The 24,198-nt window shown below is 69.8% G+C and carries 22 protein-coding genes and 1 pseudogene; 6 read left to right on the top strand and 17 right to left on the bottom strand.

What is annotated here, in order from left to right; all coding sequences use genetic code 11:
- Positions 1-14 precede the first annotated feature (14 nt).
- From ACFYP0_RS15615 to ACFYP0_RS15580, 8 genes are all read right to left on the bottom strand, one after another.
- Positions 15-1,472 (bottom strand): O-antigen ligase family protein, encoded by a 1,458-nt coding sequence (locus tag ACFYP0_RS15615; protein WP_124858659.1) that lies wholly within the window; start codon positions 1,470-1,472, stop codon positions 15-17.
- Positions 1,473-1,652: 180 nt separating this feature from the next.
- Positions 1,653-2,945, bottom strand: coding sequence for a glycosyltransferase family 4 protein (locus tag ACFYP0_RS15610; protein ID WP_124858660.1), 1,293 nt, complete (start codon positions 2,943-2,945; stop codon positions 1,653-1,655).
- 103 nt (positions 2,946-3,048) lie between these two features.
- The gene (locus ACFYP0_RS15605) at positions 3,049-3,963 is read right to left on the bottom strand and encodes a sulfite exporter TauE/SafE family protein (protein WP_124858661.1); all 915 of its coding nucleotides are present in this window, start codon (positions 3,961-3,963) and stop codon (positions 3,049-3,051) included.
- On the bottom strand, positions 3,960-4,559 hold the full coding sequence (locus tag ACFYP0_RS15600) for a rhodanese-like domain-containing protein (RefSeq protein ID WP_124858662.1): 600 nt from the start codon (positions 4,557-4,559) through the stop codon (positions 3,960-3,962). Before ACFYP0_RS15600 ends, ACFYP0_RS15605 begins: the two co-directional genes overlap by 4 nt.
- Before the next feature lie 83 nt (positions 4,560-4,642).
- Positions 4,643-6,043 carry an MBL fold metallo-hydrolase gene (locus ACFYP0_RS15595; RefSeq protein ID WP_124858663.1) on the bottom strand — a complete coding sequence of 467 codons (1,401 nt, stop codon included), beginning with the start codon at positions 6,041-6,043 and terminating at the stop codon, positions 4,643-4,645.
- 128 nt (positions 6,044-6,171) lie between these two features.
- Positions 6,172-6,441 (bottom strand): metal-sensitive transcriptional regulator, encoded by a 270-nt coding sequence (locus ACFYP0_RS15590; RefSeq protein WP_124858664.1) that lies wholly within the window; start codon positions 6,439-6,441, stop codon positions 6,172-6,174.
- 151 nt (positions 6,442-6,592) lie between these two features.
- Positions 6,593-8,869, bottom strand: coding sequence for a catalase/peroxidase HPI (gene katG / locus ACFYP0_RS15585; protein ID WP_386996414.1), 2,277 nt, complete (start codon positions 8,867-8,869; stop codon positions 6,593-6,595).
- Entirely contained in the window at positions 8,866-9,321 is a 456-nt protein-coding gene (locus ACFYP0_RS15580) for a Fur family transcriptional regulator (RefSeq protein ID WP_279635897.1), read from the bottom strand. Before ACFYP0_RS15580 ends, katG begins: the two co-directional genes overlap by 4 nt.
- Before the next feature lie 198 nt (positions 9,322-9,519).
- Between ACFYP0_RS15580 and ACFYP0_RS15575 the strand changes: the two genes are divergently transcribed.
- The 3 genes from ACFYP0_RS15575 to ACFYP0_RS15565 all read left to right on the top strand — a co-directional run bounded on the left by ACFYP0_RS15575 (position 9,520) and on the right by ACFYP0_RS15565 (position 12,541).
- Positions 9,520-9,927, top strand: a complete 408-nt coding sequence (locus tag ACFYP0_RS15575) for a YciI family protein (protein ID WP_124858667.1) — start codon at positions 9,520-9,522, stop codon at positions 9,925-9,927.
- A gap of 8 nt (positions 9,928-9,935) precedes the next feature.
- Positions 9,936-11,081, top strand: a complete 1,146-nt coding sequence (locus ACFYP0_RS15570) for an RNA polymerase sigma factor (protein WP_124858672.1) — start codon at positions 9,936-9,938, stop codon at positions 11,079-11,081.
- A gap of 431 nt (positions 11,082-11,512) precedes the next feature.
- Positions 11,513-12,541, top strand: a complete 1,029-nt coding sequence (locus tag ACFYP0_RS15565) for a glycoside hydrolase family 11 protein (RefSeq protein WP_124858668.1) — start codon at positions 11,513-11,515, stop codon at positions 12,539-12,541.
- 291 nt (positions 12,542-12,832) lie between these two features.
- On the opposite strand, the pseudogene ACFYP0_RS15560 reads toward ACFYP0_RS15565, so the two are convergent.
- Positions 12,833-13,015 (bottom strand): annotated as a pseudogene (locus ACFYP0_RS15560) (DUF1768 domain-containing protein); the annotation flags it as partial.
- 343 nt (positions 13,016-13,358) lie between these two features.
- On the opposite strand from ACFYP0_RS15560, the gene ACFYP0_RS15555 reads away from it, so the two are divergent.
- From ACFYP0_RS15555 to ACFYP0_RS15545, 3 genes are read left to right on the top strand one after another with little or no spacing between them, the layout of a single operon-like run.
- Positions 13,359-13,697 (top strand): hypothetical protein, encoded by a 339-nt coding sequence (locus tag ACFYP0_RS15555; RefSeq protein WP_355493386.1) that lies wholly within the window; start codon positions 13,359-13,361, stop codon positions 13,695-13,697.
- Positions 13,661-14,299, top strand: coding sequence for a zinc-binding dehydrogenase (locus ACFYP0_RS15550; RefSeq protein ID WP_355493385.1), 639 nt, complete (start codon positions 13,661-13,663; stop codon positions 14,297-14,299). Before ACFYP0_RS15555 ends, ACFYP0_RS15550 begins: the two co-directional genes overlap by 37 nt.
- The gene (locus tag ACFYP0_RS15545) at positions 14,181-15,131 is read left to right on the top strand and encodes a quinone oxidoreductase family protein (protein ID WP_355493384.1); all 951 of its coding nucleotides are present in this window, start codon (positions 14,181-14,183) and stop codon (positions 15,129-15,131) included. Before ACFYP0_RS15550 ends, ACFYP0_RS15545 begins: the two co-directional genes overlap by 119 nt.
- Positions 15,132-15,222: 91 nt before the next feature.
- Here ACFYP0_RS15545 and ACFYP0_RS15540 read toward each other — a convergent pair whose 3' ends face one another.
- The 8 genes from ACFYP0_RS15540 to ACFYP0_RS15505 all read right to left on the bottom strand — a co-directional run bounded on the left by ACFYP0_RS15540 (position 15,223) and on the right by ACFYP0_RS15505 (position 24,198).
- Entirely contained in the window at positions 15,223-16,668 is a 1,446-nt protein-coding gene (locus ACFYP0_RS15540; RefSeq protein WP_355493383.1) for a serine/threonine-protein kinase, read from the bottom strand.
- 125 nt (positions 16,669-16,793) lie between these two features.
- Positions 16,794-17,687, bottom strand: a complete 894-nt coding sequence (locus tag ACFYP0_RS15535; protein ID WP_355493382.1) for an SGNH/GDSL hydrolase family protein — start codon at positions 17,685-17,687, stop codon at positions 16,794-16,796.
- A 308-nt stretch (positions 17,688-17,995) separates the two neighbouring features.
- The gene (locus tag ACFYP0_RS15530; protein WP_355493381.1) at positions 17,996-18,610 is read right to left on the bottom strand and encodes a dihydrofolate reductase family protein; all 615 of its coding nucleotides are present in this window, start codon (positions 18,608-18,610) and stop codon (positions 17,996-17,998) included.
- 190 nt (positions 18,611-18,800) lie between these two features.
- Positions 18,801-20,210 (bottom strand): non-reducing end alpha-L-arabinofuranosidase family hydrolase, encoded by a 1,410-nt coding sequence (locus tag ACFYP0_RS15525; RefSeq protein WP_355493380.1) that lies wholly within the window; start codon positions 20,208-20,210, stop codon positions 18,801-18,803.
- Between the two features lie 186 nt (positions 20,211-20,396).
- On the bottom strand, positions 20,397-21,482 hold the full coding sequence (locus ACFYP0_RS15520) for a hypothetical protein (protein WP_355493379.1): 1,086 nt from the start codon (positions 21,480-21,482) through the stop codon (positions 20,397-20,399).
- Positions 21,483-21,540: 58 nt separating this feature from the next.
- Entirely contained in the window at positions 21,541-21,984 is a 444-nt protein-coding gene (locus ACFYP0_RS15515) for an OsmC family protein (protein ID WP_124854077.1), read from the bottom strand.
- A 25-nt stretch (positions 21,985-22,009) separates the two neighbouring features.
- Entirely contained in the window at positions 22,010-23,749 is a 1,740-nt protein-coding gene (locus ACFYP0_RS15510) for a multicopper oxidase family protein (protein WP_124854078.1), read from the bottom strand.
- Positions 23,746-24,198 carry a DUF6220 domain-containing protein gene (locus tag ACFYP0_RS15505; RefSeq protein WP_124854079.1) on the bottom strand — a complete coding sequence of 151 codons (453 nt, stop codon included), beginning with the start codon at positions 24,196-24,198 and terminating at the stop codon, positions 23,746-23,748. Before ACFYP0_RS15505 ends, ACFYP0_RS15510 begins: the two co-directional genes overlap by 4 nt.

Genomic DNA, 24,198 nt, shown 5'->3' with positions numbered 1-24,198 from the left:
ATGCTGTCGTTCAGTCAAACCGGGACGGACGTGCCTCGTGGCTGCTCGCCGGTCAGGTTCGGAGCCGGTTGGCGGGCGATCACGCTGGCCGCCGCGGCGAACGCGACGAAGTACCAGAGGGTGACCACGTTGGAAATGACGTTGGAGGCGGCGCTGACCGCCACGAACGCGGCGGCGCAGCCGGTGAACCCGACGGCGACGCCACGCTCGAAGCTGCCCGGAGGCGCGCGCCGCAGCGCGGTCCGGGCGGTGTGCAGAAAGGCGAACAACATCAGCAGGTACGCCCCGAGACCGAGCAGCCCGGTCTCCACGTACGCCCGCAGGAAGTCGTTGTGCGGCTTCTTCGCCTCGTCGGTCTCACGCTGGGTCATGTTCGGCCCGATGCCGGTCACCGGGTTCCGGTCGGCGAGCGTGACGATCTCGGTCCAGTAGCCGATCCGCCAGGCCAGGGTGTTTCCGGTCGGGTCTCCGCCGACCGCGCGCGACGTACCGAGTTGGGCGAAGCGTTCCCCGACGGCGGGCACCAGGGCCACCCCGGCGACCGCCACCACGCAGAGGGTGACCAGCATCCGCTTGCTGCGGTGCAGCGCCGCGACCACCACCAGGCCGATCGCCGCGCCGAGCAGGGCGCTGCGGGTGTTGGTGAGCAGCAGGAACAGCAGTGAGAGCGCGAGCAGCACCCCGAGGGACGCCCGCAGGCGACGATCCAGGAAGCGGTACACGGCGAACCCGAAGATCACCATGAACATCAGGTAGCGGCCGAACGTGGTCGACTGGCTGAACGTGCCGCTGATCCGGGTGAAGTCACCCTTCACCTCGGCTGGCGGGTTGCCGAGCAGCGACAGCACGACGGTGTAGCCCAGCGCCAGCACCAGCGAGGCGTAGCAGGCGAGCAGGACCCGGCGGATCGCCGCGGTGTCCGGCATGAGTTGTTCCAGCACCACGAACATCACCACCACGGTGAGGATCCGCAGCGCCTCCAACAGGCTGTTCGCCGGCCGGCTGGCACCGAGGGCGCTGACCACGCTGCTGGCGCCGACGAGCAGCATGGCCCAGCTGAGCGGGGAGCCGCGCAGCCGCCCGTGCCGGCTGAGCTGTGCGGCCAGCCAGAGCCCGGCGGCGAGGAGGAACAGCACCGCGAGCAGGGTGGAGGGGTCCACCGCCCGGGCCGTTCCGGCGGAGTCGGCCTGGCCGGCGCTCGGGCCGGTCAGCTTGAACAGGTCGACGCAGGAGCGCACCGCGAGCATCAGCAGCACGTACCCGGCGAACCGGGTCAGCGCGAGGACGGCCACCGCGATCCCCGCGACCGCCGCGAGCGGCAGCACCATGCCCCTGCGGTCACCGGCCGCCATGGAGACACCAGCGACCACCGCCAGGACCGCGGCGGCCAGCGCCGCTCCGCCGGTGAACAGGCGGGTCGGGTCGAGCCGCCTGGTCATGAGCGGGGTGACCTGCTGCGTGTGTTGTTCCACTGATCCCACTGAATTGAATCGGCGTTGCCCGGCCGCTGCCGGGCGCGGCCAACCGATGTCCTCCCGGCACAAGATCGGTTCAATCTAGTCCTGTCACCTCGACGGCAGAAGGGGCCGTTGCACCGACTGCTCCGTCCTCCGGGGGGCTGATCCGACACTCCCCTGGCTGACGCCGCCCGGTCAGTCGGCGGCCCCCGCCTGTCGTGCCCTGGATCGTCGGCCGGGCTCCGGAGCCAGCCGGAGATAGAGCTGTTCCAACTCACGGGCGGCAGTGTCCCAGCTGTACCTGCTGGTGATCCGCTCGCCCAGCGCCACGGCACCGGCGCGTTCGCCCGGCAGGTCGGCGAGCAGCGACGTCAACACCCGGACCAGGTCGTCCTCGTCGCCGTCGCGGAACAACCGCCCGCCGGCGGCGTCGGCCTTGAGCACCTCGACGTGCGGCGCGATGTCGCTGGCGACCACCGGCAGCCTGTACGCGGCCGCCTCCAGCAACGTCAACGGCAGTCCCTCCAACCGGGACGGTTGGACGAAGCCGGCGGCACCGGCGTACAGCTCGGCGAGCAGGTCACCGTAGGCGAACCCGGTGAAGACGATCCGGTCGTCCGCGCCGGCTTCCCGGCGCAGCCGGTCCACGAAGTCGTCGGTGAACGACGACCCGCCGACGATCGCCAGGCGCATCGGGGTCTCGGTCCGGCGGAAGGCCCGGATCAGCAGGTCGGCCGCCTTCTCCGGAACCAGCCGACCGACCAGCAGCAGGTAGCCGCCGGGGGTCAGCCCGAACCGCTCCCGGATCTGACGGGTCCGCGCCGGTCGGGCCGGGTTCACGCCGTTCGGGATGTAGGTCGTCGGACGGCCGAACCGGGCTGAGTAGTGGGCGGCGAGCCCTTGGGAGACCGCGACCCGCTGGTGCGGGACGTACCCGCTGAACCAGTGGGCGCTGCCCAGCACCGCCCGCGCGGCGAGCCCCCACTTGCTCCGCTGGTTGTCCAGCCCGTGCACGGTCAGCACCACGCGCGCCCGGGACAGGGCACGCGGGAGCGGGGCGACCAGGGCCGGCCCGAGCCCGTGGTAGTGCACGATGTCGGGCCGCGCGGTCATCGCCGCCATGGTCGAGGTCGCCGCGTGCACGATGGCGTCGAGGTGCTTGCTGGCGATCGTGTGGGTCTGGCGCAGCCGTACGCCCCGGTAGCCGTCGGCGGGTGTCTCGCCGTAGCTGCGACGGCAGTAGACCGTGACCTCGTGCCCGTAGCTGGCGAGGCGGCTGGCCATCTCCTCCACGTGCCGTTCGATCCCGCCGTAGGTCGCCGGGATCCCCTTCTGGCCGATCATCGCGATCCGCAGCGGACGCCAGGCGACGGCGCTGTCGGCGACGCCCGCTCGGGACCGCCGGGCGGGGACCAACCGCTGCCGGGGTATCGCAGGGCTTGCGGCGTGCTGGTCCACGTCCTCGGCCTGCAGGTCGGGATGGGCCACGTTGACTCCCTGCGTGACTAGGTCCGCGCCCGCCACCCGGGCAGATCAACACCTTGCCACGAACAGGCCCGTCCGCCACTTGATCACGTAGATAAAAAATCCATCAGTGGGAATCGTTACCCATGGAATGCCGTCCGGATGACACCGAGGTGGACGGTGGTGGCGACTGCGCCTGCCTCCGGCCCTTCAGCACGGTGAACACGACGGAGATCGCGGCGGCGACGCCAACGCCGGCCCAGAGCAGCGGGTTGGTCCGCAGGTCTTCGGGCAGTTGCTGACCGAGGACGAACACGCCCATCGCCACGACGAACCAGCCGAACGCCTTGCGCAGGATGTCCTCCGGGATCCGACCGGTGAACCGTCCACCGGCGAAGCTGCCCGCGATGGCGGCGACGGTGACCGCTGCCGCGAGGCCCCAGTTGATAGGCACACTGGACAGGTAGCCGGCCAGGCCAGCGATGGACTTCATGGCGATCACCACCAGCGAGGTGCCGACCGCGACCGGCATCGGCAGGCCACCGAGCAGCGCCAGGGCGGGCACCACCAGGAAGCCACCGCCGGCGCCGACCAGGCCGGTCACCAGTCCAACCACCACACCGTCGAGGATCACCCGTAGCACCGGCAGCTCGTGCGGCACCGCCCTGCCGTCGGCGTTGCGCCTCCCGCGGATCATCGCGACTGCGGTGGCGAGCATCATCACGGCGAACCCGGTGAGCAGTAATCCGGCCGGAATGAACTCGGCCAGGCGGCCACCGGCGTAGGCGCCGGTCATGCCGGCGAAGCCGAAGATCAGGCCGGTGCGCCAGCGCACCCGATGGGCGCGGGCGTGCGGAATGACGCCCACCGCGCTGGTGGCGCCGACGACGAGCAGCGAGGTCGCGATGGCTTCTTTCACGGGCAGGTCAGCGACGTAGACCAGCAGCGGCACGGCCAGAACCGATCCGCCACCTCCGAGCAACCCCAGACTGACCCCGATCAGCACGGCCAGTCCGATGGTCAGTGCCAGGGTCGGAGTCACACGCGTTCACCGGTCCTGTCGCGCAACTGGCCGACGATGGTGCCCACGTCACGGCTGGCGCCCCGGTTGTACGGCAGTTTGCCGAGCATCATCCCCATGGCGCAGGTGTTGGTGACGGCCGCGAAGGTTAGACCGGCGCCGATGAACCCGGCCACCCATTTCAGCTGCGGTACGAACACCGAGCCGAGAACGCTGACCAGCACGATCGAGCCGGCGACGAGACGAACCTGGCGTTCGAGGTCCCAGCGAGGGGCGCCATGTTTGATTGGCGCGCCGGCCGCCTGCCAGGCCATGATGCCGCCGTCGAGGACCTTCAGGTTCGGCAGGCCGACGCCAGCCAGGGTCTGCTGGGCCTGAGTGGCGCGGGCACCGGAGCGACAGACCAGAACGACGTCCTCGTCCAGATGGTCACGCAACTCCTGGCGGTGCTCCTTGAGCAGGTCTAGCGGCACGTTGTAGGAGCCGGGGATGTGCGACGTCTCAAACTCCGCCGGGGTACGCACGTCCAGCACGCGTGGCGCGTGGCCGGAGTTCATCAACTCCCGCAGGCCGGTGGCATCGAGGGTGCCGCGGCGGTTGGTTTCGGAAGGGCTCATTTCTCCTCTTTCACGGATGAGTTGCCAGATGTCACGGCAGGGGGATGCCGGGCGGCACCGGCCGGTGGTTCGGACTGTGCAGGTCAGGCGGCGGTGACCGTCTTCAGGCCGGCGGTCTTCGCCTGGTCGAACGTGTCATTGATGACGACCACCTCGCGGCCGGCGTTCGCCAGCAGGGAGCCGGCGGCGGTGGCCCGGTAGCCGGAACCGCAGTGCACCCAGACCGCCCCGTCCGGTACGTCGACCAGCCGCTGGGGCAGGTCGGGCAGCGGAATGTGCACGGCGCCGTCGATGTGGCTGGTTCGCCATTCGTTTGTCATCCGCACGTCGAGGACCACGTCCGCGCCAGGCAGACCGGCAGGGACGTGGCCCTCCCGGGCCGCCGCGAGGGCCACGAAGTCCGACATCCGCAGTTCCCGCAGCTGACCGGGATCAGCCGCCCACTGCTCGGCTTTGCCGGTGGCCTGCGCGGCCGGGCGGTCGATACCGATGCGGACCAGTTCGCGTTGAGCGTCGGCGACCTGCTGCGGGGTCTCGGCGAGCAGGGTGATCGGCACCCTCCACTCGATCAGCCAACCGAGCCAGGTGGCCATCGGGCCGTCCAGGCCGAGGCTGACCGTGCCGGCCAGATGGGAGGCGGCATACGCCTTGCGGTGCCGCAGATCCACCACCCACTCCCCCTCGGCCATCCGCTCGCGCAGTTCGGCGGCGTCGGCGCGGGTCACCGGGGTGAGGTCGACCTGGGCCGGTCCGGCCAGGTTCTGCACGCCCATGTGGGCGTAGTACGCCGGGTAGGCGTCGAGACCGGCGAGGGTCTCGGTGACGAAGTCGTCCGCCACCAGCCTCAGCACCTGGTTCTTCTCCTTCTCCCGGCCGATCGTCGACTCCGGCGCGTCCGACTGGCTGGCCGAGCAGAAGCTGCCGAATCCGTGCGTCGGCCACACTTCGGCCCCGTCGGGTAGCAGATCCGCCAGCCGCTTCGCCGAGGCGTGCTGGTGGTGGGCCAACTCGTGAGCGTGCTGCTCGCCCAGCAGATCGGTCCGGCCCGTCGTGCCGAACAGCAGTGACCCGCCGGTGAAGACACCGGCCGGCCGCCAACCGCCGCCGGTGGCCTCGTCCAGGACGTACGACAGGTGGTGGAAGGTGTGACCGGGAGTGCCGATCACCCGCAGTCGTAGCAAGTCGGAGACGATCACCTGGTCGCCGTCGGAGACCGGCGTCCGCTCGAATCGGACCTCGTCGGCCGCGGCCACCAGGTACTGGGCACCGGTGATCCGGGCAATGTCCAGCCCGCCGGAGACGTAGTCGTTGTGGATGTGCGTTTCCAGGACGTGGGTGATGCGGACGCCCAATGCCCCCGCGAGGTACATCACGCGGTCGATGTCGCGCTGGGGGTCGATCACGATCGCCACCCGCCCGTCGGAGGCGAGGTAGCTGCGATCACCGAGGGAGGACGTCTCAACGATGGAGACCTGAACTGCCATGCCCTACTCCTTCACATGTCATGCTGCATACCCCCGGGGGTATGCAGCAGACAGACTGACGCCTTGTTGTTGACCTGTGCATTCCCACCCACGCCGCAACCGCGCGACGTGGGTGGGCTCGTTTCGTCTCAGGCGAGCGCCAGGAAGAGCTTCTCCAACTCCTCCTCGGTCATCTCCGGCTCTTCGCCACGATCACGCGCCGCGCCGCAGTGCCGCATGCCCGAGGCGATGATCTTGAAACCCGCCCGGTCGATCGCTTTGGAGACAGCGGCGAGCTGGGTCAGCGCCTCGCGACAGTCCTGGCCGCTCTCCATCATCTCGATAACCGCGTTGAGCTGCCCACGAGCCCGCTTGAGCCTGGTCAGCGCATCCGACGTCATCTCCGGTCGAAGTTTCATCGACACCTCCTCCGTCGAGGATACCCCCGGGGGTATAAGTTTCGCCAACCATACCCCGATCGGCCACGTGCAACTGGCCACAGCCGGGAAAGGCCGACGAGCCCCGGCCAATCCCCTGAAGGATCGGCCGAGGCTCGTCGGTGGCGACGTGTCAGACGAGATCGAACCGGTCGAGCTCCATGACCTTGGTCCAGGCGGCCACGAAGTCCGCCACGAACTTGTCGCGGGCGTCCTGGCTGGCGTAGACCTCGGCGAGGGCTCGCAGCTGCGAGTTGGACCCGAAGATGAGGTCGACCGCGGTGGCGGTCCACTTCACCTCATCGGTGGCCAGGTCGCGGATCTCGTACACGTGCTCGTCGGACTTCGACGCGCTCCACCGGGTGCCCGGGGAGAGCAGGTTGGCGAAGAAGTCGTTGGTGAGCACGCCAGGCCGGTCGGTGAGCACACCGTGCTGGCTGCCACCGACGTTGGCGCCGAGGGAACGCAGACCGCCGATGAGGACGGTCATCTCGGGCGCGGTCAGGTTGAGCATGTAGGCCCGGTCGATGAGCAGCACCTCCGGCTGGGTCTTCTCGCCGGGACGCAGGTAGTTGCGGAAACCGTCGGCGCGCGGCTCCATGACCCGGAACGACTCGGTGTCGGTCTGCTCCTGGGTCGCGTCGGTGCGGCCCGCCCGGAACGGAACGGTCACCTCGACGCCGGCGTCCCGCGCCCCCTTCTCGACGGCGGCCGAACCGGCCAGCACGACCAGGTCGGCGAGCGAGATCTTCGCGCCGCCAGCGGAGTTGAACTCCTGCTGGATGCCCTCAAGGGTGGTGAGGACGGTCGCAAGCTGCTCCGGCTGGTTGACCTCCCAGTTGCGCTGCGGCTCGAGACGGATCCGCGCGCCGTTGGCGCCACCGCGCTTGTCGGTGTGCCGGAAGCTCGCGGCAGAGGCCCAGGCGGTGGAGACCAGCTGGTCGATCGTGAGACCGGACTCCAGGACCTTCGCCTTGAGTGCGGCGATGTCGGCGTCGCCCACCAGCTCGTGGTCGACGGCCGGCACCGGGTCCTGCCAGAGCTGCGGCTCGGCCACCCACGGCCCGAGGAAGCGCTCGATCGGGCCCATGTCGCGGTGCAGCAGCTTGTACCACGCCTTGGCGAAGGCCAGCGCGAACTGGTCGGGGTTCTCCAGGAAGCGGCGGGAGATCTTCTCGTACGCCGGGTCGACGCGCAGCGACAGGTCCGTCGTGAGCATCGTCGGCCGGTGCTTCTTCGCCGGGTCGAACGGGTCCGGGATGATCGCCTCGGCGTCCTTGGCGACCCACTGCTTCGCGCCGCCGGGGCTGGTGGTCAGCTCCCACTCGTAGCCGAAGAGGATCTCGAAGAAGCGGTTGCTCCACTGCGTCGGCACGTCGGTCCACGTCACCTCGAGACCACTGGTGATCGTGTCCGCGCCCTTGCCGCTGCCGTGGGTGCTCAGCCAACCGAGGCCCTGTGCCTCCAGCGGGGCGCCCTCGGGCTCCGGACCCACGTGGTTGTCGGCGACGCCGGCACCGTGGGTCTTACCGAAGGTGTGGCCACCCGCGATGAGGGCGACGGTCTCCTCGTCGTTCATCGCCATCCGGGCGAAGGTCTCGCGGATGAAGTGCGCCGCCGCGAGCGGGTCGGCGTTGCCGCGGGGGCCCTCCGGGTTGACGTAGATGAGACCCATCTCGGTCGCCCCGACGCCAGCCGCCATCTCCTTCTCGGAGGCGTAGCGCTCGTCGCCGAGCCAGGTGTCCTCCGGACCCCAGAAGATCTCCTCGGGCTCCCACACGTCCTCGCGACCGAAACCGAAGCCGAAGGTCTTGAAGCCCATCGACTCCAGGGCGACGTTACCGGCGAGCACGATCAGGTCGGCCCAGGAGATCTTCTGGCCGTACTTCTGCTTGACCGGCCAGAGCAGCCGGCGGGCCTTGTCGAGGTTGGCGTTGTCCGGCCAGCTGTTGAGCGGAGCGAAACGCTGACCACCGTCGCCGGCGCCACCGCGACCGTCCTCGATGCGGTACGTGCCGGCGGAGTGCCAGCTCATCCGGATCATCAGGCCGCCGTAGTGGCCGAAGTCGGCCGGCCACCAGTCCTGCGAGGTGGTGAGGGCCTCGGTGATGTCGCGCTTGAGGGCCTCGACGTCGAGCTTGGCGAACTCCTTGGCGTAGCTGAAGTCCTCGCCCAGCGGGTTGCCCTTGTTCGAGTGGGCGTGCAGCACCGAGAGGTCGAGCTGGTTGGGCCACCAGTCCCGGTTGGTGCGCGGACGACCGCCGGTCTTCGGGGTCGGCGAGTCGATCGCCGGGTTCTCACTCTCGCTGCCGTGCGCGGTCACCGAGTCGTGCGCGACCGGGCAGCCGGCGGCTGCCTTCTTGTCCACGCCCTGCGCACTGGTGGGGCCGTTGTCCTGGGTGTCGCTCATGTACTTCCTTCCGAGCTTGCGGATCTCTGGGGCGTACGTTCGGTCGCACAGTCGGGGCAGGTGCCCCAATAGACGACCTCCGCCTCGTCGACCACGAAACCATGGTCGTTCGAGGCGGTGAGACAGGGAGCGTGGCCGACGGCGCAGTCGACGTCGGCGATGGCGCCGCAGGAGCGGCACACGACATGGTGGTGGTTGTCCGCGACCCGGGACTCGTAGCGGGCGGTCGCCCCGGCCGGCTGGATGCGCCGCACCAGACCGGCGTCGGTGAGCACCCGCAGCACGTCGTACACCGCTTGGTGGGAGACCGTGGGATGGTCCGCGCGGACCAGCGCGATCACCGCGTCGGTGCCGGCGTGCGGGTGGTCGCGCAGCGCCGCGAGCACCGCCAGTCGAGGCCGGGTCACGCGCAGCGAGGCGGCCCGCAGTTGCACCTCGAAGTCGGACATCACTTGACGAACACTAGCTCACTTTTTTGGAACGAATCAAGTTTTGCGCCGGCCGGTGGCGCCCCGATGTCGGACGATTCACCCGAGGTTAACCTGCGGGAGGGAAAAAACCGGACAGCCATGTCGAGAAGCGCCGACCGGCTCCGTCCCCGGAGTGAACGTGACCACGATGGGTCACGGCCAGCAACGAGGAGCATCACGATGGCGAAGTACCTGCTGCTCAAGCACTACCGGGGCGGCCCGGCCACAGTGAACGACGTGCCGATGGACCAGTGGACCCCGGCGGAGATCTCGGCCCACATGCAGTACATGCGCGACTTCGCGGCCCGACTCGAGGGAACCGGCGAGTTCGTCGACGGTCAGGCACTCGCCCCGGAGGGAGCGTGGGTCCGGTACGACGGCGAGGGTCGCCCGCCGGTCACCGACGGCCCCTTCGCGGAGACCAAGGATCTCATCGCTGGCTGGATGGTGATCGACGTCGACAGCTACGACCGGGCGGTCGAGCTGGCCGGGGAACTGTCGGCCGCTCCGGGGGCAGGCGGCAAGCCGATCCACGAGTGGCTGGAGCTTCGCCCGTTTTTGAGTGAGCCGCCCACCATCACGGAGTGACGACTCCGATGGACGAGACGCTGCTGCGGAGCCTCACGCCGAGCGTCCTCGGGATCCTCGTCCGCCGCGGAATCGACTTCGCGGCGGCCGAGGACGCCGTGCAGGACGCCCTGGTCGAGGCGGTCCGCGTCTGGCCGGCCGACCCGCCGCGCGACCCGAAGGGCTGGCTGACCACGGTGGCGTGGCGACGGTTCCTCGACGCGGCCCGCGCCGACGCCGCGCGCCGTCGGCGGGAGGATCTCGTCGACGAGGAGCCGGCGCCGGGGCCCGCTCCCACGGTGGACGACACGCTCCAGCTCTACTTTCTGTGCGCCCACCCGTCGCTGACGCCGTCGTCCGCGGTCGCGCTCACGCTCCGTGCCGTCGGCGGGCTGACCACCCGGCAGATCGCCCATGCCTACCTGGTGCCCGAGGCGACCATGGCGCAGCGCATCAGCCGGGCGAAGCGCACCGTCTCCGGGCTGCGCCTCGACCGACCCGGTGACGTCGCCACCGTGCTGCGCGTCCTCTACCTGGTCTTCAACGAGGGGTACTCCGGTGACGTGGACCTCGCCGCCGAAGCCATCCGGCTCACCCGGCAACTCGCGGCCGCGATCGACCACCCCGAGGTGGCGGGGCTGCTCGCCCTCATGCTGTTGCACCACGCCAGGCGCGCCGCCCGGACCGCGCCCGACGGCAGCCTGGTACCGCTCGCCGAGCAGGACCGCAGCCGCTGGGACACCCGGTCGATCGCCGAGGGCGTCGAGATCCTGCAGGCGGCCCTGGCCCGCGACCAACTGGGCGAGTTCCAGGCCCAGGCCGCCATCGCGGCGCTGCACGCGGACGCGCCCACCGCCGCCGAGACCGACTGGGTGCAGATCGTGGAGTGGTACGACGAACTCGCGCGCCTGACCGGGAACCCGGTCGTACGACTCAACCGCGCGGTGGCAGTCGGTGAGGCCGACGGCCCCAGGGCCGGCCTGACGGCGCTCGCGGCGGTGGACGACGCACTGCCCCGGTACTCGGCGGTGGCGGCGTACCTGCACGAGCGCGACGGCGATCCGGCAACGGCGGCACGGCTGTACGTCGAGGCCGCCCAGCAGGCCCCCAACCTCGCCGAACGCGACCATCTGACCCGCCAGGCCGCCCGGCTCAACGCCCTACGCCGTCGCTGACCGCCCGGGCAACGGGAGCGTCTGCCCGTACCACTGGCCACGGCCGGGACACCTGGTCCGGAAAGTCTCCGGAACTTCCGGCAGCTCCCACCCCGACCGATGTTCGGCTGTTCCGACGCCGCGGTGACCGGCCCGGACTCTGATCGACTACTGACCTGTATGGATGCCGCTCCGAAGATGACAGCGGTGTGGCCACGCTGTTTCCGGAAATTGTTGACAAGTCGACGGCCGGGTTAATACGGTCGCCATCGACGGCGCTCGATTGTCGTCAGCACCAGCCACCACGACCCACTTCTCCGGTCGTCGTGCAGGACGACCGGCCCACCACCACCGAGCGGTACGACGCCGTGGCCGTTACCCGACCACCGGCAGCCTGCCGAGGCGTACCGCGCCGCTGGCCCCCGCCAGCCGTCAGAGGAGGCAACAGTTCCATGACCGACACCAGCCACACCAAACCCAGAGGCCGCGGCCGCATGCGGTTGCTCCTGGGCGCCGCATGCGCCGCCGTCGTGGCCGTCGCCGGCACCATGACGGCCACCAACGCGTACGCCGAGGCCGACCGGACCCTCACGTCGAACCTCACCGGCACGCACAACGGGTACTACTTCTCGTTCTGGAAGGACAGCGGCAACGCCAGCATGACGCTGCGTGCCGACGGCCGCTACACCAGCAGTTGGGACAGGAGCACCAACAACTGGGTCGGCGGCAAGGGTTGGGCCACCGGCAACCGCCGGACGGTCACCTACTCGGGCAGCTACAACCCGGGCAACAACAACACCTACCTCGCCCTGTACGGATGGACGCGCAACCCGCTGATCGAGTACTACGTGGTGGAGAACTTCGGCAGCTACAACCCGAGCAGCGGCGCACAGCGGATGGGCACGGTCACCACTGACGGCGGCACCTACGACATCCTCCGCAGCCAGCGGGTCAACGCCCCGTCGATCGACGGCAACCAGACGTTCTACCAGTTCTGGAGCGTCCGCCAGCAGAAGCGCTCGAGTGGCACCATCACCACCGCCAACCACTTCGACGCCTGGGCCCGGGCCGGCCTGAACCTCGGCACCAACCACAGCTACCAGGTCATGGCCACCGAGGGTTACCAGAGCAGCGGAAGCTCCGACATCACCGTCCGGGAGGGCAGCGGCGGTGGCAACCCGACCACCCCCCCGCCCACCACCGGCAACCCGGGGACCGGAAACTGCAACGCGACGATCTCCGCCGGCCAGCAGTGGGGTGACCGGTTCAACCTCAACGTCGCGGTCAGCGGCACCAACAACTGGGTCGTCAGCCTCGGCCTCGGTGGCGGCCAGAGCATTCAGAACAGCTGGAACGCCGCCGTCAACGGCAACAGCGGCACCGTCACCGCGACGCCGAACGGCAACGGCAACAACTTCGGCGTAACGATCATGGCCAACGGCAACTGGAATTGGCCGACGATCAGCTGTCGCACCAGTTGACCCCGATCAGCTCCTGACATCGCACCACTGGCGTGGCGGCCTCGGTCGCCACGCCAGTGGTGCGTTGCGCGGGCACCCCCGCCTGTCTCGGCGTCCATGACGGCCGCGGGCAGACCCCGCTCGACGTGCCCTTTGCTCTGCACCCGCCGAGGCACCACCGGCCTACAGCTGGATGGCGCTTCCGCGGGTGCAGAGCAAAGGGCCAATCTTGCGGCCAACGTGGCGGGTTTCATCCGATGCAGCACCCGCCATCGTTGTAACGACCCCTAGTGGGCGCGCCGGTAGCGTTGGCTCCGCAGTCGCGAAGACGAGCCCATCGATCATGAATGGCGCTGGCCACCACTGACTCAAGCAGCCGGCGCCGACCCGGCCGTCGCGCTCCGGCTGGTGCCCCCAGAAGAACAGAAACTTGATCCGTTCCCCACGCGCCCGCGCGGCGACCAGATCCGCGACGCTACGACATGAAGCCAGCATGATCGCGAGTGTCCTCGACCGGACCCCATCGCGCCACAGGAATGTCCGAGGCAGAGCCGAGAGGGCGCTTGCCGGTATGCGCCTCACGAACACCGCGCTCTGTCGGCGGCAGATCCGGACACTCGATCATCCGTCGATGGGGCTTTGATGGCTCAAACCCGGCTACACCTGCCCGTCCGAAGGCTTGCGGACGGTAGCGCTCTGGAGGCGGTCCGCTGGAACGTGACCAGGACCCGGTTCACGTGTCATGCGGTTGAGGAGGGTGCCTTCGCGGCGCTCGACTCCCATCGTACTGTTCGACGCGCCTCGAACAGTACGATGCGGATCGAACATTGGATGGATCATGAAGGCGATCATCTACCGCGACAACGGCGGCCCCGACGTTCTCCAACTCGTCGAGCGTGACCGGCCCACGCCCGCACCCGGCGAAGTCCGCGTCCGGGTTGCCGTGTCCGGGGTCAACCCGACCGACTGGCAGACCCGCTCCGGCGTCGCCCACCGCAAGCTGTTCTCCGAGATCACCCCGCACCTCGACGGTGCCGGTGTGGCGCCTCGCTCGGCGTTCCCGCACTCACCGCACACCGCGCACTCACCGTCGCCGAGGACGGACCACGCCGCCTTCACCCCGGCGTACTCGACGGCAAGGTGGTGCTCGCCGCCGGCGCGGTCGGGCACGCAGTGATCCAGCTCGCCCGATGGGCCGGCGCCACCGTGATCGGCACGGTCAGCGGCCCGCAGAAGGCGAAGCTCGCCATAGCGGCTGGTGCCCACCAGGTCATCAACTATCGCGAGGGCGACCCGGCCGCAGCCATCCGTGCGATCGCCCCGGACGGCGTCGACATCGTCGCCGAGGTGGCGCTGGGCGCGAACCTAACTCTGGATCTGGCCGTGCTGCGTACCCGCGGCACGATCGCGACGTACGCCAACCAGGGCGGACAGGCGGTCGAACTGAACGTGGGGCAGAACATGGTGCTGAACACGCGCCTACAGTTCCTGGTGCTCTATACGGCTGGCCCGCAGGCGCGCGCCGCAGCCGTCGAGGACGTCGCCGTCGCGATCCGCGACGGCGCCCTGCCGGTCGGCGAAGAACATGGCCTGCCACTGCACCGCTTCCCGCTGCACCGCACCGCCGACGCTCACCGGACGGGGGGGTACCTTGCTGATCATGCGAGCTGTGCAGTGCGTCCGTTTCGGCGGTCCCGAAGTTCTGGAGCTTGTCGATGTGTCGGAGCCGATGGCGGTCGATGGGCAACTGCTCGTCGACGTGAGTGCGGCAGGGGTTAACTTTGCCGACACCAGCCGCATTGCCGGGTCGTATCGTCCGGTGCCGGAGCTGCCGTTCATCCCGGGCACTGAGGTGGTCGGGCGAGCGACTGACGGTCGTCGGGTGCTCGCACCGATTTTCGGCGGTGGTGGCTTTGCTGAGCGGGCGGTCGTGGAAGACGCGGACGCCGTTGTGGTGCCCGACGGGGTGGGCGACGCCGAGGCGCTCGCGCTTCTCGTTCAGGGCCTGACCGCCTGGCATGTATTGAGAAGCTGTGCGCGGATGCGTCCCGGTGAGACCGTTGTCGTCAACGCCGCGGCCGGTGGTGTCGGCTCGCTTGCTGTGCAGCTCGCCAAGCACTTCGGTGCCGGGCGTGTGATCGCGACAGCCTCTACGGACGCTCGACGTAACCTGGCCCTCGCCTTGGGTGCGGACGTCGCCGTGTCCAGCGACCCGGACTGTTACGCCGAGCGGGTCCTGGAGGCCAACGATGGCATGCCGGTGGACGTTGTCCTCGAGTCGATTGGCGGCCGCGTGTTCAGCGCCGGCCTCGAAATCCTGGGGAACTTCGGACGTCTGGTCACCTTCGGGAATGCCTCCCGCGAGGGCTGTCCACCTGTCGATCCGAGCGCCCTCGCGGAGCGCAACACCGCCGTGATGGGCTTCTGGCTACGCCCGGCCCTCACCGTTCCCGGCGCCTATGCGGAGCCGTTAGCCGAGATGTTCGCGCTCACGGCTGCCGGAGTGCTGAAGCCGATGGTCCATGCGGCATATCCCCTGGAGGACGCCCGCCGCGCTTTCGAGGACCTCGTCGCCCGCAGGACCACCGGCAAGGTAACCCTGCGTCCCTGAGACTTGAGCCCGATCACCCGTCGCGATGCGGTGAGGCACCGCGAGCCAGTCACGGGTCCAGTCGCGAGACCATTGTCGTTGCCGCCGTCCGCTACACCTGCGGCACTGCGGTCTCTCCTCCGGCCGTCGATTCCTCCGCCGCCGATTCCTCCGTCGACGGTTCCGAGGGGTCCGCCGCTGCGTCCTCCGTCGTCCCCGTGGTCGGTGCCGCTGTCGTTCCGCCCGTCGGGGCTTCCGTCGGCTCCGCAGGAGCGCTCTCGGACGCGGTGGGACCGGGCGTATCCGCAGTGCTTTCACCGGACGGCGTCGATGGGTCCACCGCCCCCTCGCCCACGGCCCGGGAAGGCGTCGGGGTCGGGGAGCCGGGCGCTCGGACCGGCATGCCCGCGGAACTGCGGGTGGCGGGTTCACCGCCGCCGACGCCGGGGCCCGGTTCCCGCTGGGACGGCACCGTTGGTGACACCGCGGGCGGCACCACGGAAGGCGTCGACGGGCGCCCGGTCGGGCCGGGCATGATCCCGATGGGATCGGCGAACACCAGGACGGCAGCCGCGGCGGCCAAGGATCCGAGAAGCACCGCGAGCGCTCTGGGCCCAGGAGTGACGGCCCGGCTCACCGTGCCGCCGGGGGCCGACCGCTGGGCATCCGTGACCTCGGTCCGCACCCCGATCTCGGTCGCCCCAGCCGCGGTGGCCAGCAGGTGGTCGGACGGGGCCGCGAGTGCCTGCGCCACCCTGGCCATGGCCGCTGCCGTCGGAAAGCGGTCTGCGGGCTCCTTGGCCATCGCGGTGGCGACCACACGCCGGACCTCCGCCGGAACGTCCTCGGGCAGCGGCGACGGTTCCTCTGCGAGATGCCGCAGCGCCACCGCGACGGCATTCTCGCCCTGGTGCGGCGGCCGCCCGGCGAGGCAGTGGTAGACGACAGCCCCCAGCGCGTAGATGTCGATCGCCGGTGTGGTCTCGTTCTTCGCGACCTGCTCGGGTGCCATGTACAGGGCGGTGCCGACGATCTGGTTCGCTCCGGTCAGGCTCGTCGCTTCCCGCGTCACCGCAACACCGAAATCGACGAGTACGACGTGTCCGTCCGGCTCGATGATCAGATTGCTGGGTTTGACGTCACGGTGGACGACACCGGCGTCATGCGCGGCCTGCAGGGCACGGGCGGACTGCGCGGCGATCGACATCGTCTCGGCCACGTCCAGCCGGCCGACCTCGGCGATCCGCTCCGACAAGGGCTGCCCCTGCACGCATTCCATCACGATGTAGGCGAGGACCGGCGCTCCGGACTGGACCACCTCACCGTAGTCGTAGACCTGGGCGACACCCGGGTGACGCAGGGCTGCCATGGCCCGCGCCTCGCGCCGAAACCGCTCACCGAAGCCGCCGTCGGTAGCCAACCGAGGTTGCAGCATCTTGACCGCCACGCACCGGTCGAGGGTTTCGTCGACCGCCCGCCACACGTCACCCATTCCGCCGCTGGCGATGCTTTCGACCAGGCGGTAACGGTCTCCGAGGACTTGCCCCACATTCGGCATAGCTTTCGGTACCCCGGACTCCTCGATCTCAAGCACAGCGAGTCCGGGCACCGCCGCGCGGCGCACCGAAGGCGTGACCCGCCCCGCCGCTGCCGGCGGGGCGGGCTCGGCCGTTTACGGCTCGGTCAGCTGTTCAACCGGGCGATCAGGGCGGTGGCCATGCCCTGCTCACCTCGGGCGTTGGGGTGGAACGGCGCGGCCGAGTTCTGCGGCACCAGACCCTCGACCCACCGGGTGCCGCTGCCCTTGCACGCGTCGCGGCCGATCGACGGGGTGTAGACATCGGCGTAGGTGGCGCCGTTGGCGCTCGCGACGCTGGCCAACATCGCGTTGAGCGACTTCTCCACGCCACGCAGGTACGGCACGTCCTGGTAGGCGATCGGAACGACCGGCCAGCAGCCGTAACCGCTGTCCGGCAGGATCGCCGGATAGCCCAGCACCACGACCCGCGCGCCCGGTGCGGCACGCCGGACCGCCTGGAGCACGGCGGTGATCTTCGGCGTGGCGGCGACGATCCGCGCCTGCAACTGGTCGACACCTCCAGCGGTGTACCGGTTCTTGCACGGAGATCCGAGCGGGCTGCTGACACTCGCCTCCGCGCAGTCGCCGATGATGCCGGCGAAACCGATGTCGTTGCCACCGATCTGCACCGTCACCAGCGACGTGTTCGCCGTGACCGCGTTGAGCTGCGGCGGCAACGTGATGCCCAGTTGGCCACTACCGCCGTAGAGGATGTCGTCGGTGGTAGCGCCGGAGCAGCTCACGTCGGCGAACGACGACGAGCCGGCGGACGCCGCCACCAGCGACGGGTAGTTGCGGTTGGACCGCAGGCAGTTGAGGTCGACCTGGGTGGGGACCAGCGGACCTGCGGTGTACGAGTCACCCAACGCGACGTAACGGCCGGTGGGCACGGCGGCGCTGGCGGGGGTGGCGACGGTGAGCAGCACGCCGGCGGTGGCGAGGGCGAGTGCGGCCAACCGGGTGGCTGCCCGCAGGCGGGGCAGGCGGGGACGGGTCATGGAGTCTCCCAGGAGGGATCAGGGGTGGTGGTGCCCAAGATCCTGTCGCCGTCGACGCCCACCGTCAATATCGATGACCCTCACTAAATACCGGTCCGGAGTGTGGGATGAATCGGTGGTGGTCAATCCAGTGATGCGTACCACCGGGCACCGGTGACCCGGATCCGCCGGGACTGCTTGCGGTTCCACTCCACTCGCATGCCGTGCTTGCGGAGCACCGGAACGCGACCACGACGCGATCTTCACACGGGCTTGTGACGGCCTCGGACCGGGAACGGCCGGCGCGGCGGCCGTTCCCGAAACGCGCACTAGTTTCCGGCGGGCACCTGGTCCTTGATCTCGTCGTAGCCGACCGGAGTCGGTGCCGGGCCCGGCGCGTAGATCACCCGGAGGACGCCGGTCGGGAACGCTTCCGAAGCCACCAGTCGCAGGTGGTACGCCGCGTCGCCCTCGTCGAACAGCTTGCGGCCCTTGCGCGCGGCCACCGGATGCACCAGCAGACGCAGCTCGTCGACCAGGCCGGCAGCGAGCAGTTGCTGCACCACGGAGATCGACCCGGGGATGAGGATTGCCCGGACGCCGGCATCGGCCTTGAGCGCGGTGACGGCGTCGAGGAGCTCCCCCTTGATCAGCTCGGAGTTGCGCCAGGAGAACTCCAGCGACTGGCGCGAGACGACGACCTTGCGCATGTCGCCGAGTTGCTTGGCGAACGGCGCGTCGTCGCCACCCGCGGCCTCCCGGCCGGGCCAGGCCCCGGCGAAGCTGTCGAACGTCTCGCGGCCGATGAGCAGCACATCGGCGGGGTCATAGTCCTCGGTGACGGCGCGGCCCATGTTCTCGTCGAAGTACGGGAAGTGCCAGTCAGGGTCGATCTCGGCCACACCGTCGGCCGAGATGAACAGCGTGGAGATGACCTTTGCCATCGTGGGGGATCCCTTCGAGTCGGGTGATGTTCGACCGGCGCATCGTCCCAAACTCGTCAGCCACAGGCCGTCCCGATGGTGCGTGTCGTATCCCGTCTTTGAGGATCAACCGCACTCGGAGTGGTGCGGGCGGGCTCGGCGTGGCGCCGAGCCCGCCCGTTGCGGGTCAGTCGAGCGAGTTCAAAGAGGGTCAGCGTTGCAGGGTCAGCAGACCCGGGCGGTACGGCAGGAGGCCGTAGTCGCCGCCGGAGCTGGGGGAACGGCCCTGGTAGAGCAGTTGCAGGTTGCAGGCGTTGACGGTCATGGTCTGGTCGGCGTTGGTGCGCAGCAGCTCACCGTGGCTGATGTCGTTGGTCCAGGTGGCACCGCTGTTGGCCTTGCCCGCGAACGGGTTGCTCTCGCTGGTGGCCTGCGGCGTCCACGAACCGCCCAGGCTGGTCGCCGTGAACGAGCGGAAGTAGCGGCCCTGCGAACCGATCGCCTCGACGATCATGAGGTACTTGTTCAGGCCCTGGAGCTTGTAGACCTGAACGGCCTCGAACAGGTTGTTCGTCGAGTCGGTCATGATGGTCGTGTAGTTGGAGCCGAAGCTGCCCGGGAAGTTGCCGATCGGCATGCTGGCCCGGTAGATCTTGCCGTTGTCACCGGCGAAGAACAGGTACATGTTCGTGCCGTCACCGATGACCGCCTGATCGATCGGGCCGGTACCGGAGCCGGTGATGCTTCCGCTGAACAGCGTCTGCGCCGCCGACCAACCGTTCGGGTTGGTCGGGTCGGTCGAGGTCCGGTAGGAGAACGCCGGCCCACCCCACTGGTAGGCCAGCACCCAGATGTTGCGCGGCGCGAAGTAGAACAGCGACGGCGCGACGGTCGCGTTGTTCATCGCGTTCTGGCTGGCCGAGCCCATCTGCGAGTAGTTGCTGAAGAGGCCGAAGTTCATCGAGCCCCACCGGGTGCCGGTGTCGTGGGTGGTGGCGTAGACCAACTGCTGGCCGTTGTACGGGGCGACGGTGAAGTCCTTGAGTGACACCCAACCCGACCTCGGCTGCGCCAACACCCCGGTCGACGACCACCGGTACGTCGAGGGAAGGTCACACGTGCCGCCCGGCGGCGGGGTCGTCGGCGGCGGGTCGGTCGGCGGTGGGGTGGTCGGCGGCGGATCGGTCGGCGGCGGAGTCGTCGTGCCACCGGTGCAGGTGACGCCGTTGAGCGCGAAGCTCGTCGGGTCGGGGTTGCTGCCCGTCCAGGACCCGTTGAACCCGAACGACACCGTGCCGTTGGTCGGGACCCCACCGTTGTAGCTCACGTTCTTCGCCGTCACCGCCGACCCGCTCTGCGTCAGCGACGTGTTCCAGGCCTGCGTCACCGTCTGCCCGGCGCCGTACGACCAGGTCAAGGTCCAACTGCTCAACGGATCACCCAGGTTCGTGATCGCCACGTTGGCACCGAAGCCGCCCTGCCACTGCGACGACACGGCGTAGTTCACCGAACAACCCTCAGCCGCGGCACCCGCCGGCAGCGCCGCGACAACTGTCGACGACACCAGTAAGCCGACGCCGGCCGCAACCAGACCGACATTGGTGGCTCTGGATCTGGTCATGTAGCACCCTCCTCGCGGGACGGCGGCCCATGCATTGGTGGTGGTCGCTGTGCGGTGACCGATTGTGAGCGTTAACAGGCCGCGCCAGGTATGTTACGGGAGCGCTCCCACACCCTCAACAGCATCTATCCCTTGTTCTCACCTACGTCGACTTCGCCGGTGCGGCTGACCCGGACGCTGCGCTCCTCAGACGACGGTGAGGGTGAGGACACCGTATTGGTTGCCCCGCTGCACGTAGTGCGGCAGATACAACTTCCACGTCACGCTCAGCTCGCGCCCGGCCCGCATCGAGGCCGGCACCTCGGCGACCATTTCGAACACGGCACTGCCGCCGGCGGGGATCTGCGGGAGCGCGCCGCAGTTCAGCCGGTACAACTGGGCCGAGTTCACCGCATCGTTTGTCGCGTCGCCGAGAGAGAACCGTTCCATGAGGTAGCCCGGGCAGGGGTCCAGCACGAGGGGGCCGTCGGTCGGGTTGCCCAGCGTCACCCGGAAGGTGAGCCGCGACCCGGCGGCGGCGGTCGTCGGCCCCTGAACAGCGACGGTGAGCTTTTGAAGCGGCGAGGACGGGGGCTTCGACACCGTCACCGGCTCGGTGAACGCGCTCGCGGACAGCGTCCCCCGCGCGCGGGGGTGGACCCCCTCCCCCTGTGGACAACCCGGACGCTCGTCGGCGGTGACCGGTGCGCGCAACCTGCCGCCGTCGTGCGGCAGCTCGATAGCGAGCTCCAACGACCCCTTCACGGGCTGACAGAACGGCCCGGACCAGTCCAGGCGCAGGCTGGCGTGGCCGCCGGCCGGCACGGCGACCACCCGTGTGCGGCCCTCCTCGTCGATGCCGTGGGCGTAGAGCATCGGGATCTCGCGGCCGCCGGCGAGCATGGTCGTGGGCACCTCGCCCTGCAGGGTGCACTCGACCGTCGACGAGTTCCGCACGTCCACCTCGCCGATGAGCTTGCCGATGGCGGCGTCGAAGCCCCGAGGCGTCTCACCGCCGGTGCCGGGCCGGGTCCACGTGGTGAGCCGGCCGGTCAGCTGCTCCGCCCGGCACGGTTCGCTGCCGGCGGCCGGCGTTCTCGGCTCGGCAGGACGGCCGTTGAGGTCCTCGCCGGTGATCTTCAGGTCGGCCCAGGGCACGCTGCCGTCGGTCAGCAGCTCGGTGGGCGCCGGCTCCGCAACCGTCGGGTCCGCGCGACCCGGCTGGGCGTTCGGGTCGGCACACGCTGCCACGGCGGTGAGGGCGATCAGCAGTGGCACCAGTAGTCGACGCATGCCGTCACCCTCACACGAACGAACCCGCACGGGCCTGAGTAGTCGTGCTCAGCGCCGATCAGTCTCCGGCGGGCCCGGGGCCCTCAGCGATCGCGACGGGAGTGCCGAGCTCGACGGTACGGGAGACCGTGCACAACCGATCGTGCGACTGCTGCAACGACCGGGGCAGCGCCGCACGGGCCGCGTCGCCCTCCGCACCCTCCGGGAACGTCACGGTGAACTCGACCCGCAGGTTCCGCATCCGGTTTCCGCCGGCCTCGTCCCGGATCTTGTCACCGGTGACGGCGACGGCGAACTCGGTCGGCTCGGCGCGGCGACTGGTGATGTGGTCCACGTCCACAGCGGTGCAGCCGCCGATGGCGGCCAGCAGCAACTCCACCGGCGTGAAACTGCCGTCCTCGCCCGCGCCCAACGACACCGACCCGCCACGGGAGTTCCGCACGACGTAGTTGCCCAGGCTGGTGCGCTCGATCGCCACCGAACGGAAGGTGTCCTCAGTCATGACAGAAAACTACAGGCCTCCGCGATCACGAGTACATGAGATGCAGCGTCATCCCGGCATCGGCGTGCGCCAGGTTGTGGCAGTGATTGGCCCACATCCCCGGGTTGTCGGCCCGGAACGCCACCTCCCACACCTCGCCCGGACGGACGTCGAACGAATCCAGCCACAACGGGCTTCCGGTCGCCGGCTCTCCATCGCGGGCCAGCACCAGGACGTGATGGCCGTGCAGGTGCCACGGGTGCACGACCTGCGACCGGTTGACGATCGTGAACCGTACGACGTCACCCAGGCGTACGACCTGCGGTGGGATGTCCGGGTCAGCCGCGCCGTTGACGGTGTGGCCGTACCGCGGTAGCAGTCTGCGCAGGTCGAGGCCGCGATCGAGGACGAGGGTGAACGTTTTGTCGAACCGGGACCAGGGCACCGCAGCGGTCGCGCCGTAGCGGAGCGGATCGAGCACCCGCCAGGCGCCGGTCGCCGTCGACACCGGGCCGGTCGAGTAGACCGCCCGCCCGTCGACGAACAGCGCCACCGGGGTCGCCGGCGCGTCGAAGACCAGGTCGTAGCGGCCCCCGGCCGGGATCAGCACGGCGGTGTCCACCAGCGGCGTCGGGCCGCGCAGGTCGACGCCGTCGATCGCGGCCACCCGGAACGCGGTCCCGGCCAGGGCGTACCGGTGCGTCGTGCTGTCGGTGTTGATCAGCCGCAACCGCACCGGCAGGCCGGCCTCGACCTCCTCCACCTTCGGTGCGGGCAACGGACGGCCCGCCAGGGTGTGCACCGGCACGGTGACGTCGAGGCCGGTCACCGGGCCCGGTCGCACCACCAGCACGCCGTAGAGCCCCATCCGTACGCCGACGTCGGAGGCCGAATGCGTGTGGTACCAGTACGTTCCGGCCTGGTCGGCGCGGAACCGGTAGACGAACTCCTGCCCGGGCCGCACCGCCGCCTGCGTCACCCCGGGTACGCCGTCCTGATCGTTCGGCACGTCGTACCCGTGCCAGTGCAGGGTGACGCCGCGCCCGATGTCCCGGTTGCGCAGCGTCACCTCCAGGACGTCGCCGACGGTGGCGGTCAGTTCCGGTCCGGGGACCTGCCCGTTGAACGCCCACGCCGCGACGTTCCGGCCGCCCGCGTCCACAGTGGCGGTTGCGGCGGTCAGGGTGAACCGCCGGGTGGGTTCGTCGGTGATCCGGGCCGCCGGAGAACCATGATCATGCGGTACGGCGGGCGCGGCGCCCGGGGCGACGGTCAAGCCGGTTCCGGTCAGCAGTGCCGCGACCGCCACCACGAGGGCCGCCCGGGACACCGTCCGGGACGGGCGCGCGCCGAGCGCACGCCCCGAGATCACCGTCGCCGCCACGACTCCGGCGACCGCGAGCAGCCCGGCCCCGGCCGACGCAGGATAGCCGTGCAGGATCGTCACGAGCAGGGCGCTGCTCGTGGCGTACCCGGCGAAGAGCAGCGGAACCGCGACGGCCCGGATGTCGCCCGGGGCCCGCAGCAACCGCGGACCGGCGACGCCCACCGCCGCGAGCGACAGTGGGGCCGCGATGAGGACCTTCTCCGCGGCGAACCACCAGCCGGCGCGGGCGAGGGCGGTGATCGTGATCGCGCGGGCGAGCGTGGCGAGCAGGGCGACGGCTGCCAGTCCCAGTGCGAGCGGGCGGCGACGGACGGCGGACGCGGCGCCACCGCCCAGCCAGGCGGCGGACGCGAGGACCGCGATCACGAGGTCGGCCACGAGCAGCGACCCGGTGGTCACGCCGGCTCTCCTTCCCGGGTGACCAGCCGAGCCGTGCCGGCGGGAACCGGGACGGCCAGCTGTCGCGCCGCCCGATGGACACCGACCACGACGTGCACCGCGATGATTCCGTTGAGCGCGTGCAACCCTCCGATGGTCAGGCCGAGCGGGGTGCTGACACCCGACGCGTCGGTGGACGCCTCGGCCAGCATGGCGATGAGCGGCTGGAGGACGACGAGGCCGATCGGCAGGATCGCCAGTCCGATGACCTTTCCCGGCGCCTTCGCCAGCGCGGCGAACAGGGCGGTGAGCACTGTGAGAATCGGGATGACCGCCATGCCGTTGACGCTGTGCAGCGCGTACGCGTCCTCGCCGGCGGGTCTGGTGAACCCGCCCACGGCGGCGAGGACGAACTGCACGGCGAACGCGACGAGCAGCAGGGCGCTGACGATGACGAGAGCCTTGCGCAT

Source organism: Micromonospora arida, assembly GCF_042873195.1.
Taxonomy (GTDB): domain Bacteria; phylum Actinomycetota; class Actinomycetes; order Mycobacteriales; family Micromonosporaceae; genus Micromonospora; species Micromonospora arida.
The sequence above is the reverse complement of the archived record's forward strand: the minus strand, read 5'-3'. Positions and strand labels throughout refer to the sequence as shown.